General features: G+C 53.8%; 11 protein-coding genes. 6 read left to right on the forward strand and 5 right to left on the reverse strand.

What is annotated here, in order from left to right:
• Nucleotides 1-91: 91 nt before the first annotated feature.
• Nucleotides 92-2,635 (reverse strand): beta-mannosidase, encoded by a 2,544-nt coding sequence (locus IAE55_RS21245; protein WP_200633825.1) that lies wholly within the window; start codon nucleotides 2,633-2,635, stop codon nucleotides 92-94.
• A 411-nt stretch (nucleotides 2,636-3,046) separates the two neighbouring features.
• On the opposite strand from IAE55_RS21245, the gene IAE55_RS21250 reads away from it, so the two are divergent.
• Nucleotides 3,047-3,301: a hypothetical protein gene (locus tag IAE55_RS21250; RefSeq protein ID WP_145163299.1), complete on the forward strand. Its 255-nt coding sequence runs from the start codon at nucleotides 3,047-3,049 to the stop codon at nucleotides 3,299-3,301.
• Nucleotides 3,302-3,364: 63 nt separating this feature from the next.
• Here IAE55_RS21250 and IAE55_RS21255 read toward each other — a convergent pair whose 3' ends face one another.
• Nucleotides 3,365-5,278 (reverse strand): sensor histidine kinase, encoded by a 1,914-nt coding sequence (locus IAE55_RS21255; protein ID WP_200633826.1) that lies wholly within the window; start codon nucleotides 5,276-5,278, stop codon nucleotides 3,365-3,367.
• A 241-nt stretch (nucleotides 5,279-5,519) separates the two neighbouring features.
• Here IAE55_RS21255 and IAE55_RS21260 point away from each other — a divergent pair, with 241 nt between their 5' ends.
• On the forward strand, nucleotides 5,520-6,449 hold the full coding sequence (locus IAE55_RS21260; RefSeq protein WP_200633827.1) for a hypothetical protein: 930 nt from the start codon (nucleotides 5,520-5,522) through the stop codon (nucleotides 6,447-6,449).
• 74 nt (nucleotides 6,450-6,523) lie between these two features.
• Nucleotides 6,524-6,763: an NHLP leader peptide family RiPP precursor gene (locus IAE55_RS21265; protein WP_076173667.1), complete on the forward strand. Its 240-nt coding sequence runs from the start codon at nucleotides 6,524-6,526 to the stop codon at nucleotides 6,761-6,763.
• Nucleotides 6,764-6,849: 86 nt separating this feature from the next.
• Here IAE55_RS21265 and IAE55_RS21270 read toward each other — a convergent pair whose 3' ends face one another.
• A complete protein-coding gene (locus tag IAE55_RS21270) occupies nucleotides 6,850-8,754 on the reverse strand; it encodes a sensor histidine kinase (protein WP_200633828.1) in 1,905 nt (634 codons plus the stop codon).
• Between the two features lie 357 nt (nucleotides 8,755-9,111).
• Here IAE55_RS21270 and IAE55_RS21275 point away from each other — a divergent pair, with 357 nt between their 5' ends.
• Together IAE55_RS21275 and IAE55_RS21280 are read left to right on the forward strand one after the other, a co-directional pair.
• Nucleotides 9,112-9,276 carry a hypothetical protein gene (locus IAE55_RS21275; protein WP_167372908.1) on the forward strand — a complete coding sequence of 55 codons (165 nt, stop codon included), beginning with the start codon at nucleotides 9,112-9,114 and terminating at the stop codon, nucleotides 9,274-9,276.
• 72 nt (nucleotides 9,277-9,348) lie between these two features.
• Nucleotides 9,349-9,783 carry a hypothetical protein gene (locus IAE55_RS21280; RefSeq protein ID WP_200633829.1) on the forward strand — a complete coding sequence of 145 codons (435 nt, stop codon included), beginning with the start codon at nucleotides 9,349-9,351 and terminating at the stop codon, nucleotides 9,781-9,783.
• A gap of 94 nt (nucleotides 9,784-9,877) precedes the next feature.
• Here IAE55_RS21280 and IAE55_RS21285 read toward each other — a convergent pair whose 3' ends face one another.
• Complete coding sequence (locus tag IAE55_RS21285; protein WP_200633830.1) at nucleotides 9,878-10,912, reverse strand: putative sulfate exporter family transporter; 1,035 nt, start codon at nucleotides 10,910-10,912, stop codon at nucleotides 9,878-9,880.
• A gap of 224 nt (nucleotides 10,913-11,136) precedes the next feature.
• Between IAE55_RS21285 and IAE55_RS21290 the strand changes: the two genes are divergently transcribed.
• Nucleotides 11,137-12,039 (forward strand): LysR family transcriptional regulator, encoded by a 903-nt coding sequence (locus tag IAE55_RS21290; RefSeq protein WP_200633831.1) that lies wholly within the window; start codon nucleotides 11,137-11,139, stop codon nucleotides 12,037-12,039.
• Here IAE55_RS21290 and IAE55_RS21295 read toward each other — a convergent pair.
• The gene (locus IAE55_RS21295; RefSeq protein ID WP_200633832.1) at nucleotides 12,024-12,839 is read right to left on the reverse strand and encodes a formate/nitrite transporter family protein; all 816 of its coding nucleotides are present in this window, start codon (nucleotides 12,837-12,839) and stop codon (nucleotides 12,024-12,026) included. The genes IAE55_RS21290 and IAE55_RS21295 overlap by 16 nt on opposite strands.
• Between the last annotated feature and the right edge of the window lie 41 nt (nucleotides 12,840-12,880).

Raw genomic sequence — 12,880 nt, forward strand, 5'->3', positions numbered from 1 at the left:
CAGCAGCGACTACAGCGCTGGTGCATACGCGTCCACCCCAAATAAAAGGAGCCGTCCCGGTACCCGGACGGCTCCTTTGTATGCAAATATCCTACTTTACGATAAAGTCCGCCATCGATTTCACTTCGATCCGGCCCGGTCTGGCCGGGATGAACGGCTCTTCCCCTTCCGAACGGGCGTAAAACTGTACGCGCTGCTCCCTGCCCGGGATCAAATCGAAGAAATTGTCGCTGAAGCTGCCCTCCGCCTCGCTGGAAATCCATACTTGTTTGGCCAGCGTATCCGTTGTAAGGATCAGCGTATGACCCTGGCTGCCTTCTTCTTCCCGTACCGTGATATTCGCTTTGGCGAACGCAAACTCCTTAGCCGGCACAAAATAATGCTCCTTGCTGTCCACCACCTGTCCGGACACTTCAAGCTGGACGAGCAGAAACGTTTCCTGAGGGCGGCTTCCGCCCAGCAGCTGCTCCACGGAGCAGGTATGCACCTTTTCCGATGTGTTGGCGCTTATGCTGAAGCTCTCCGCCGTTTCCTGCAGGACGTTCCCTTTCAGGTCCATGACCTGCAGGCGAAGATTTCCGGACAGCGGCTGAAGCACATCGGAAAGGACGTAAATGTCCAATTCGTCGCCGCTCGTACCGTCGATGGAAACGGCGATGTCGCGGAAGCTTCGTTTGGCGTAATACTGGAGCGCCTTCCAGCGGCCGAAATAATCCATTCCCGCCCAGGAAGCCACCGGCCAGCAATCGTTCATCTGCCAATACAGCGTCCCCATGCAGTAAGGCTTCTTGCGGCGATGCGCCTCAATCGCCATCTTCATGGCCTCTGCCTGCAGCACCTGGCTCATATACAGGAAGGACGGAAAATCCTTCGGCTCGTTCATGTACATATCCATATACTGCTTGATCAGACGGTTGCCCTGCCCGTTCTTCTGGTGGGCCAGCATCACTTCCGATTCCAGGGCCAAATCATGCTCTTCGGCATAACGGCGAACCGATTTGTATTCCGGAAACGACTGAAAACCGTATTCGCTCATGAAACGCCCGATGTACACGTTATAATTTTCAAACGGCTCCACATTGTGCCATACGCCCCAGTAATGGATATCCCCGCCGGTGGAGTTGTTCGTCGCATGCTGACGAATGTCCCCGGTCAGCTCGATCATCGGCGAAGACGGCCAGTAATCGGCCTGCGGCGCATACCGGGAAATCGCTTCCGGCAAAATCCGGTGGAAGATCGCCTCGTAATCCTGCCACAGGCGCTCGCGGAGCTCCGGAGTATACTGCTGCTTCCAGCCCCAGCCGGTATTTTCGGAATAGTGGGACCAGGCGGTATCAATTTCGTTATTTCCGCACCATAAAACAATCGAAGGATGATTTCTCAGACGTCTGACGTTTTCCTCCGCTTCCAGCCGCACATTTTCCAAAAATGCTTCGTCGCCGGGGTACATACTGCAGGCAAACATGAAATCCTGCCATACCATCAGGCCGTATTCGTCACACAGCTCGTAGAAAGCGTCCTGCTCGTAAATCCCCCCGCCCCAGACGCGAAGCATATTCATGTTGGAGGCTGCTGCGCTGGCAATCTCATGACGGTAACGTTCGTAGGTTACTTCGGTAATAAAGCTGTCGTTCGGAATATGGTTGGCACCCTTGGCGAACACCGGTACTCCGTTCAGCTCGATATAAAAGGTGGAGCCGGCCTCGTCTTTATCGCGGACCAGCCTGACCGAGCGCAGGCCCGTTTTAATGCTTTTCTCGGCTGTCACGCCGCCGTCAACGATCAGCTCCGCACGGAACTCATACAAATTCGCCTCACCGAGTCCACGGCACCACCACAGCTTCGGATTGTCGATCACCAGCGGGAGTTCCACCGTCTGGGTGCCTTGTGACAGCTGGACCTTCTGGTCCCAGGTCTGACCGTCCGCGCTCAGGCGAACCAGCGCTTCCCCTTCCAGGTCTGACTCCAGCTCGATCACGGCCGTTAACTTGGCGGACGCTGCCGTAACCTCCGTCTGATCGATGTATACATCCTGAATCCGGCTGTGATCCCATCCTTCAATATAGACATCCCGCCAAATGCCGCTGGTCACGAATCGAGGACCCCAGTCCCATCCGTAATGATACGGCGCCTTGCGGGCGAATACGCTGATTTTCCGGTCTCCAAGTCCTCCGACATCCGACTGGTCATTCGTTGCCGGCAAATCGTAGCCGAGGCGCTCCAGCTTGGGAAGATCCTCCTGGACCGGCGAGCGGAAACGCACATGGACCGTATTGTCCTTCGGCTGCAGCACATCCTTGACATCGGCCTTCCATGTACGGAACATATTATCTGCCTGAAGAACAGGTTTGCCGTTCACGGCGACGTCAGCATAGGTGTCAAGCCCTTTAAAGACGAGCTCCAGATGCGGAAGGGACAGCAGCTCCTCCGGCAAATCGAACCGGCTTTCATATTCCCAATCCTGCTTGTCGATCCACTGCACTTCCTTCTCATTCGTTCCGTAGAACGGATCCGGAATTTTGCCGTTGGCCAGCAGATCCGTATGTACGCAGCCCGGTACCTTCGCCTCCATCCATTCCTGGTCCTTGCAAGCCTTAAAGCTCCAGCTGCTGATGCTCCATTGCGTTTTGTCCATGATATCCTCCTGCCATTGCTCGTATTCTCCAAAGAAAGTTAGCATAATTTATTATAACAAAACTAACAATCTAGTAAATGCCCATTTTCTCACCAGCCGGATGTTTTCGACATATTCGGATCACCCGGGAAGGGACGGCACGAGGTCAAGCCGGGACCTTATTTTTTTGCTCCTGCGATAACATCTCTGCCGCCCCATCATACACTGCAATAAGACCTCTGGCTTCAGCTGCGGCTACGAGCTGTATAAACCTATTTCTGATGATCAAACATACATCGGTTTCTTTCCTCAGTTTATTTTCTCTTGGCCTCGGAACGACCCGAACTGCAGTAACATAACTTACTGTGAGTTCGTTAAAGTACCCCTGCCATCGTTCTTAATGAAGGATTCTCACGCAAAGGAGTGTCTACCGTGAAACCAGTGAAATCGGCAAAGCCCGGGAAACGGGTTAAGTCAAGATCAAAACCGGCGAAGCCCGTTCGAATCAGCGGAGTGGTCCCCTCCGCAACCCCGGGAATGGGAGCAGGAGGGAATATGGGTGCGCTAAGCACCGGAAAGCAGCTTGCTTTTATTTCCGCTTTCCTGTTCCTTATTGCCGCAGCGATCAGCTTATATCTGGCCTGGAGGGACATTCAAGGAGGAAACGCCCCTGAAATGCTCTTTTAAACGCAAAAAAATGACGCCGATGCAGGCGCCATTTTTTTGTTCCAGTGTATGCGGATCACGGGATCATTCCGTTCCCTGTTCGCCGGATGCGGCGGCCGGGAAACGGACGGTCATCACCGTACCGGCGCCTTTCTTGCTCTCAATCTCGATCTTTCCCTGCATCACCTCAATGATGCGGAACGTGACCATCAGCCCGAGCCCGGTTCCTTTCGATTTGTTGGAGTAATATGGCTCGCCGAGCCTCGCCACCTCTGACGGCTCCATCCCCTCTCCATTGTCGGCGACGCGAATGACAACCTGGCCGTTGTCCCGGTAAGCCCGGATTTGAATGTGGCCTTCCTCCCGCAGCGCTTCAATGCTGTTCTTGATCATATTGATAAAGGCCTGTTTGAACTTGGACGAATTGCCGTGGACGTACAAGTCTTGGGGAATATCCGTCGTCATTCGGCCGCCTTGAAGGTTGGCCAGGGGGATCAAGATGCCCTCGATATGCCGGAATTCATGCCCCACATTGAGCAAGGCGACCTTCTCCGCCTCCGGCTTGGCAAACGTAAGAAAATCCGTAATAATCCCCGATGCCCGGTCCAATTCCTCAAGCGCCAGCCGGAGATACTCCTTCTCCCGGTCCCTTGACTTCTCCTGCAGCAGCTGCAGAAAGCCACGGGTGACTTGAAGCGGGTTTCTCACCTCGTGTGCAACCGAGGCGGCCAGCTCGCTGATGACTTCCATTTTCTCCGACCGCTGCAGCTCGCTGTTAAACATTTCAAGCTCCCCGGAATACACGACAATCTGCCGATGATTATGGGCGAACTTCCGGCCAAGGATCATGATGAGGCTGATCACGAAGCCAAGGACTCCCCATTTCCACCAGAACAGCACGTAGTCCCCCTGGCGTACATAGAACCAGACAAGTTCACCCAGCGCCGGGATGGCAAACAAGGCAAATCCCGAAGCAAACACAGCCGCATCCCTGTTTCCTTTGGCGGCGTAGGATATCGCGCTGGCCGCCAAAATCATCAGCAGAACAATCATAATGCAGCCGAGCACCTTGACGGAAAAGAAATAATAAATATCGGAGAAACGGCTGCCGCTAAGCAGGTTGATGACCATAAACCCGAGGCAAAAGAGCGAGTACCCTGCCTGGAATTTACGGCAAATCCGGATGATCAGCATGTAGCCGGGGCCAATGGTTCTTTCAAAATAATAGGTTATCGCCGGTAAGAGCGACAGCAGGCCAAGGTCAAAAACGACCTGAAACAATTCTCCATAGCTTCCGAACAGACTGTACACAAAAGGAGAATAAGTCAGGATCATGAGCCCGATCGACAAAATGACTACCGTCAGCGACAGCCAGCTGTTCCGCTCACTCCGGTTCAGGAGTACAGCCGAAATCAGCATAATCAGCGCAATGAATATAAACGAGCTTCCCAAAACGATATCACCCAGATTAGCCTTGATCAGCTTGGTCAGCAGCGTCTGGTAATCGCCGGCCCACACGGGACCGTCCATGCCGATCCGGCCGGTTCCCCCCTGAATTTTCATGAGCAGCGTTTGACCGGCGTCTTCACGGCTCAGCGGAAGCAGGATATGATGAACATCATACTGGTAATCCCGATCGATTTCGTATCGTTTCTCTTGACCGACGTAGATGTCGATTTTGATTCCATAAACCGGTTTGAGCAAAATGGCAGGCGTATTCCAGATGAGCGCCGGCAGCTTCGTTTCGAACCATCCCGCCTTCTCTTCCCCGGTGCTTAGCTGCAGCGGCTGCTTCATCCGGTACGGCTCCCACCCGGAAGCCGGCCCGATGCCGTCCGTGCTGCGGCTGCCTGTACCTCCGCCCTCCCATGTGAACCGCCAGTCCGTCAGCGGCTTTAGAGCCGGTTCGGAACTGCCGTAACAGGAGGCGGCAAGCACAAGCTGGATGACTATACATATCGCCGCCGCGATGATGCCGTATTTTCTCGAAGCTTTCATATGTGCACCTCTACCGAATGTTAGTGTACCGGAACCAGCAGTCTGCAGCCTCGCATCCGGTTCTTTCAATTACGGATTTCATAAATTGGAAATATATGCTAAACTAATAAAAACCTCAACTAAATTTCATATAACAACATACACACAACCTCCCACTCATAACCAGTCAACGGCTCAATGATGTCTTCAGCATCGGATACCGCCGCTTGGAACAACAATCCTATCTAAAAAAGGTGATTTTATGGAATGGTTAGAGCGTTATGAAGCCGATTTGTCGTATGTATTTCGCGAAACCGAGTGCATCATTGCATCGTTCCCCTCTCCGTTGAACACGAAAGGCCTTTCCTATTTAAGCCATTTTAACCCGCTCGAAGAAAACAGCGCCAAAAACTATATCTGCTATTTGCTGCCCTTCTGGCTGATAGAAACGGCAGGACTTTCGGCCGAAGACGCCCGGAAGCTGTCGGTCGGCAACGTTTGCGCCATGCTCTACTTTTTCATTCAGGACGATTGCATGGATTCCTCCTCGCCCCAGGACAAGGAGCAGCTGCCGCTGGGAAATTTGCTGTACCTGCAGTTTCTCGACATCTACCGCGGCTACTTCCCCTCAGCGTCCCGGTTCTGGTCCTATTTCAGGCAGTACCTGCATGAATGGGCGGAAGCCGTTACCAATGAGCACACGGCCGACTATTTCCGAGTGAATCCGCTGTTCATCGCGCGCAAGGCTGCGCCGCTGAAGCTGTCGAGCACCGGAGCGCTGCTCTTGTCGAACAGGGAGGAACAAATTCCGGCCGTGACCGACTTGCTCGAACACGTATTGGCTACACTGCAAATGGCGGACGATTGGGCAGACTGGCGGGAAGATCTTGAGGAAGGCAGCTATAACAGCCTGCTCTCGCTGATCCGGTCGCAGTTTGCCCCCGACGAACCGCTCACTGCCGATCGTGTCGAGCATTATATTGCCGTTCACGGCATTCTGCGCTCATACACCGCCGTAGCGGAAGCCAACCATGAGCACATCAAGCAGACCCCATTGAGCATTCCACAGCTGCTTTCTTTTCACCAGCATATTCTGATGTCGATTCAGGACGACGCGAACCGGATCGAAGAAGAGAGAAACGCCTTGCAAAAAGGCGGATTAAGTTTGTGGATGTTAAATCATATCAAATAATGATAGATTTATAATTTATTCCATGGTATACTCATAAAGGTAATATTAACCATTTAGTTGAAAGGGTGATTCTAATGACAGCAGAAGCTATCCTTCACAACCAAGTTATTCAAAAAGCCTGGGAAGACCCAAGTTTCAAGGAAAGACTCCTGGCCGACCCTAAGGCCGCAATCAAAGAAGTGCTCGGTATTATTTTACCTGAACACATCAAAGTAAAGACAGTGGAGGAATCATCCAACGAGTTTTATCTCGTGCTTCCCCCAAGTCCAACAGAAACGGTCAGAGCGGCCGCGGCGCCGAAATACTCCTGGTAATTGAGATTACACACCTCATCTTGAATATTACATAAATCTTGAAAGGGTTGGGAACAGCGAAGTTCGCCACCTTACCGTCAAGCGGCTTATACAGCCGCTGATGGAAAGGAGACGACCGCTTCGGTTCCCACCCCTTTTTCGCTTTTGAATTCAAGACTTCCCCCCATGGCTTCCACGATCCGGAACGTAACCATAAGACCAAGCCCGGTCCCTTTCGTCTTGTTGGAGAAATACGGCTCACCCAGCCGGGCAAGCTCCTCCTTGCTCATCCCTTCCCCATTGTCCTGAATATGGATTACAACCCGCTCGTCCATCTCGTAAGCCCATACGTTAATCTGACCGTCTCCGTTAAGCGCCTCGATGCTGTTCTTCACCATATTGATAAAAGCCTGCTTAAATTTCGAAGAGTTCCCTTTCACCTGCAGATGGTCCGGAATACGCATGTCGATCTGGGCGCCCTGAAGGTTCGCAAGCGGTACGATGACGCCCTCCACATGCCCCAGCTCCTCTTTGACGTTCAGGACGGAAATCCGTTCAAACTGCGGCTTGGCAAAGGTCAGGAAGTCGGTGATGATGCCTGCGGCCCGGTCCAGCTCCTCCAGAGCCATCGTCATATAGATTTTATCCTGGTTTCTGTACTTCTTGGTCAGCACTTGCAGGAACCCGCGCGTCACCTGAAGCGGGTTCCGGACCTCATGGGCGACGGATGCCGCCAATTCGCTGATGATGGCCATTTTCTCGGAGCGCTGCAGCTCGTTGTTGAACATTTCCAGCTCTCTTGAATATTTTACAATCTGTTCGTGATTGATGGTATAGTTCCGGCCGAGGATCAGCATCAGGGAAATGATAAATACAGCCGCCCCCCACTTCCACAGAAACAGGTCATAATTGCCATCCTTCAAATAGAACCAGACCATTTCGCCAATGACCGTCAAGCCGAACAACGCAAAACCGACGGTGAGAATCTCGGCGCTCCGGTTCCCTTTCACGGCATGGATGATCGAATTGCTGACGAGCAGCACGGCTTGTACGATCATAACGATTCCCAGAACACGGACCGACAGAAAATAATGGATACCGAACAGTTTGTCGTTCAGCACGATGTTTGCCAGCATGAAGAGCAGGCAGAATGCCGAATATCCGATTTGAAAATACAACAGCTTCTTGATCACCGACCGGTACCCGCTGCCGAAGATCCGTTCGATAAAATAGGTTAGTGACGGAAGCAGCACGAACAGCGCGACATCCCATAGGCGGGTGTAGAGCTTGCCGTAATCCTTGTAAAAGGTATAAAGAAACGGGGAATACGTGATGACCAGCACTCCGGCGGAGGCGATCACCAGACTCAGTGAAATCCAGGAGGCGTTCTGCTCCTTTTTCAAAAAAACCGAGCAAATGAGCATGACGAGCGCAATAAAGACAAACGCGCAGCCCAGTATGATATCGATCAGGTCTCTCTTGACGTAGTTGTCCAGCAATTCCGGATAGTTGCCCAGTTCAATGCCGTGGCGCAGTCCGATGCGGTCCTTGGCGGATTGAACGCCTATGTACAGTATTTTATCGGAATCATTTCTCTGAAGGGGAGTTAACACTTTGTTGTTATCGTAAATATAGTCGCGGTTTGATTCGTAGATGGGGGTCGTGCCGATAAAAATTGCAATGTTCTGTCCGTATATCTTAGGGATAAGCATGGAGGGGATGTCCCAGTTCAAAGCAGGGAGCTTCGTTCTGATCCATAATGTCGATGATGTTCCGGGCCTCTTCGGCAAAGCCATGCCGGATTGATTCGGGCTCCAGCCTTCGCTTGCCGTTACGGATCCGGGAACTGCCGCAAGATCCGGGCTGTCCGCCCATTTGACCTCCCACTCGGTAATCCAACGCTCTCCACCCGTCTGCATCGCCCCAGCAAATACCGGTACCGTCACAAACACCAGCGTCAGGCAAGCGATCAGAGCGAGCTTAGTGATTACGGATTTGGGGAAACCCTTCATAAAACACCTCAAAAGTTAATATTTGTAAATTTTAAACTGTTATGTAGATTCGCTATCATCATCGTCCACTCCTTCCTGTTCTTTCGGTCATCGTCAAAAAATATATCATTTGCATAAATATACATATAATATCGAGTATACTGGCTACATTATTATATTTATGCATTTGAAAACATAAGGATCCCCGGATTGACTTCAACCTGAGCGCAACTGCCTTCGGGGTTACACAGGCCGGGACTTATTTAATCATACCACTTTTTCCTAAGTATGGTAACGATGTTTCACCTTGGGCGGGTACGTTTATTAAAGTAGCAAACGACAGAGACTTCCCGCTCTGCGCTGAAAGGAGGATTACCCATGAGTGAATTCCGCCGGAACAACGTTGAGGTTGAGCATAAGGAAGTTCAGCAGAAGTCCGATTCCAGTCTTGTAGCAGCCACTTTTATCAAATATGCCGCGTACATTATCATTTTTTTCGGTTTCCTCTACTTCTTGATCCGATACGTATTTCCTAAGTTTTAATCCGGGAGCGGATATACGGGCTCAATTCGGGTAACGGTAAGGAAAGAAAATACGCCAAAGGAGATGGATGACATGGCTGATGATTATAATAAGAATATTAAAAGCGATGCCGATTTGACCTATGAACGGTACGACCAGCAGCGCGAGCTTCCGCCCGAGTTTGAGCTGCCCCGGGATGACTTCAAGGATACGGGAACATACACCAAGCAAAGCATCAGCCGTGAGCCGGAAGCGGAGGACGTGGAATTCTATGTCCGGTCCGACATGAGTCCCGAGCTTGGGGGCCGGGACTCGGCTCCAGCCTCTGCCGGGACGTCCGGCGCGTACGCCGGTGAATCCTCGGCCGTGAATGAACTGACGGAGGACGAAGAGCTGCCGGATGTTCCGGATGCGGACGACATTTCGGCGAACAGTCCGGTCGATCCTTCCGCGATCGCCATGGTGGAGGATATGCACGGAACGGACCTGATCAATGGATATGACGGTGATGATTCCGAAGAACTGTAGCGGATACGTTCATTTAAGATTGTAAAAAAAGAGGAGGACTCCGCCGTTCCCGGCCGGAGTCCTTCTTTAGGTGTTGGCCGGTACGTTCCGGCGTTTATGCTAATCCCAACGCCTTGACCAGCACATATCCAACGCCGGCAAGCAGGCAGGAGCCGAGCAGCGCTGCGGCGAACGGCCGGCCCCCTTTGCGCCCGAACACGGCAAAGTCGACGTTCAGGCCAAGACCGGCCATGGCCATGGCCATCAGCATATAAGCTGCCGTGACGATCTGCGAGGCAGCCGATTCCGGCAGGATGCCCAGCGTATGGATGCCGCTCATCACAAGAAAGCCAAGCACAAACCATGGGATGGGTATGCGGCTTCTTTCCCCCGGTGCGGTGCGCCCGCCCTTGCGGTTGCTCCAGAGGCCGACGAGAACGGCGACGGGCACAAGCAGCGCCACCCGTGTCAGCTTGACGATGACGGCCATATCTTCGGCCTCCTTGCCCCCTGGTGCTGCTGCCGCGATGGCATGGGCGACTTCATGGAGCGTGCCGCCCGCAAACACGCCGTATCCGGCCGGCGACAGGCCGAGCAGCGGATACAGGCCGATGTACAGCAGCGTAAACAAGGTGCCGAGCAGGGCAACTACCGCGGCGCTGACCGCCGTCTCCTGCTCGTTCGCCCGAACCTGCGGCGCGATGGCGGCCACAGCCGCCGCCCCGCAAATGGCCGAACCGCAGGCGGCCAGCAGCGACATAACCGGATCGACCTTCATCAGCCGGGCGATGCCGTATACCGCGAGCAGCGTCACGCTGATATTGACCGCGGCCAGCAGCAGAACCTTTGGCCCGGCATGAACGATGTCCGCCAGGTTCAGCCGCATGCCGAGCAAAATAATGCCCAGCCTGAGCAGCTTTTTATTGGAAAAGGCGATGCCGGGCATCGCGTACTCCGGCACGCCGGCGAATGCGCGGTAAACCATGCCAAGCAGGATGGCCAGCACCAGCTGCCCCATGATGCCGAGAAAAGGCAGCAGCGCCAGCCCCTTGGCCAGCAGTGATAATACAAACGTGAGGCAGAGCCCCAGCATATAAGCGTTCAAATTGCGCTTTTTGCGCGGCAGGGCCGATCCCTGAGATGCAATCATGATTCATTCCTCCCGTCCGTAGCCTGGTCATTCAAGCGGCTATCGATACGCTCACTATAGAATGTCCTGCTCCGGAAGGGAAATACCGATTTGCTATCCCGATCATCAGGATAACTTATGATTGATTGCGGCCCTCCCCCACGTTACACTGAGTGTAATCTTCAGCACCGCCTTAGCCTTAGCCTCGCTTGCCGCTGAAGAAATGATAAACAGGAGTCCACGCCATGATCACAGACACACTCAAGGTCTTCGTCACTGTCGCCGAAGAGCGCAATTTCTCCCGCGCCGCCAAGCTGCTCCATCTGTCCCAGCCGGGGGTAAGCCTGCACATCCGGAACTTGGAGGATGAGCTGGGCACGAAGCTGATGCTCCGGTCCCCGAAGCAGGTCAGACTGACCGAGGCCGGCGAAATCTTGTTCCGGAAGGCCAAGCAGATGCTAGCGCTGTACGAGGAGGCCCAGCAGGAGATCCATCTGCTGCGGGATGTCGTGACCGGCTCCTTGAGCATCGGTGCAAGCTTTACGATCGGCGAATACATCCTTCCGGCCGTTCTCGCCGAATATGCGCACCAATACCCCGAAGTGGACGTGCAGGTTCATATCAGCAACACCGACAACATCGTGCACGATATCCGCGAAGGGCGGTTTCATATCGGTCTGGTTGAAGGCAGCACGACCGCCAGGGACGTGCAGCTGACCACGTTCATGGAGGACGAAATGGTGCTGGTGATGTCGCCTGACCATCCCCTCGCCGCCTACAAATCGATTGATCCCGGCATGCTGCAGGACCAGGTGTGGGTCTTGCGCGAAAGCGGTTCGGGCACGCGGGCCTACAGCGACCGGCTGATTGAGGAGGGAGGACTTGCGGTCAAGCGGAGCTTCGTCTTCAGCAGCAGCCAGGGTGTCAAGGAAGCGGCCGCCGCGGGCCTTGGCATCGCTGTCCTGTCCCGCTGGGTCGTCCGCAAGGAGCTTGGCAGCGGCGAGCTGTGCGAGGTCAAGCTGAAAGGAATGAAGCTCGGCCGGGACCTGCTGATGGTTCAGGGCAAAGATCAGCCGGCCGGCATGGCGCTTCTCAAATTCGTGCATATTTTGGAGCAGTACGCCAAGCGGCATTACGCCGATTTATGATTCGCCTTCTCGGCCAAAGGCAGCATGGAGCCGGCGGGCTGGCGGTAAGCGGCGAAATATGCAAGGGCCACAAAGACCGCTCCGCCGATGAGGTTGCCCAGGAACACCGCCGCGAAGTTCGGGAAGTATTGACTCCAGCTCATCTGTCCGGCAAAGATCGCGGCCGGAATGACGAACATGTTCGCGACTACGTGCTGAAAGCCGATGGCGACAAACGCCATGACCGGAAACCAGATCCCGAAGATTTTTCCGGTAACATCCTTTGCGCCGTAACCGAGCCAGACCGCCAGGCAGACGAGCCAATTGCAGCCGATGGCCGATACGAAAGCCTGCAGGAACGAATCATGCACCTTTGCTTCGGCCACAGCTACTGTTTTGGCCAGAAACGCTCCTTCCGTCAGCCCGGCGACATGCCCGAAGAAATAGGCGACGAACACCGCCCCGATAAAGTTGGCGACCGTAACGAGAATCCAGTTTTTGAGGACGGCGCCAAAGCCGATTTTACGGGAAAACCACGCCATTGGAAGCGTCATCATGTTCCCCGTCAATAGTTCCCCTCCGGCCAGGACGGTCAGGATCAGCCCTACCGGGAAGACGGCTGCACCCAGAAATCCGGCGACCGAGCCCCATTCCTTCGGAGCCGTTCCGATGACACGGATATCCAGCAGAAAACCAAGCGCAATAAACGCACCCGCCAGGAAGCCGAGAATGAGGACCGCGGGCAGCGGCAGTTTGGCTTTCTTCTCCCCTGTTTCAATGGCAATATCACGAATTTGCTGCGGTGAATAAAAAGACGACATCGAACCATTCCTTCCATTTTCCTTCATAACTTTCTTCGATA

It is taken from the genome of Paenibacillus sp. S28, assembly GCF_016624415.1.
In the GTDB taxonomy this organism is placed as follows: Bacteria; Bacillota; Bacilli; order Paenibacillales; family Paenibacillaceae; genus Paenibacillus_AQ; species Paenibacillus_AQ favisporus.

Excerpts from the sequence above, each read along its gene's own strand:
- IAE55_RS21245 (WP_200633825.1), bottom strand. The coding sequence starts at position 2,635 with ATGGACAAAACGCAATGGAGCATCAGCAGCTGGAGCTTTAAGGCTTGC.
- IAE55_RS21255 (WP_200633826.1), bottom strand. The coding sequence starts at position 5,278 with ATGAAAGCTTCGAGAAAATACGGCATCATCGCGGCGGCGATATGTATA.
- IAE55_RS21260 (WP_200633827.1), top strand. The coding sequence starts at position 5,520 with ATGGAATGGTTAGAGCGTTATGAAGCCGATTTGTCGTATGTATTTCGC.
- IAE55_RS21265 (WP_076173667.1), top strand. The coding sequence starts at position 6,524 with ATGACAGCAGAAGCTATCCTTCACAACCAAGTTATTCAAAAAGCCTGG.
- IAE55_RS21270 (WP_200633828.1), bottom strand. The coding sequence starts at position 8,754 with ATGAAGGGTTTCCCCAAATCCGTAATCACTAAGCTCGCTCTGATCGCT.
- IAE55_RS21275 (WP_167372908.1), top strand. The coding sequence starts at position 9,112 with ATGAGTGAATTCCGCCGGAACAACGTTGAGGTTGAGCATAAGGAAGTT.
- IAE55_RS21280 (WP_200633829.1), top strand. The coding sequence starts at position 9,349 with ATGGCTGATGATTATAATAAGAATATTAAAAGCGATGCCGATTTGACC.
- IAE55_RS21285 (WP_200633830.1), bottom strand. The coding sequence starts at position 10,912 with ATGATTGCATCTCAGGGATCGGCCCTGCCGCGCAAAAAGCGCAATTTG.
- IAE55_RS21290 (WP_200633831.1), top strand. The coding sequence starts at position 11,137 with ATGATCACAGACACACTCAAGGTCTTCGTCACTGTCGCCGAAGAGCGC.
- IAE55_RS21295 (WP_200633832.1), bottom strand. The coding sequence starts at position 12,839 with ATGTCGTCTTTTTATTCACCGCAGCAAATTCGTGATATTGCCATTGAA.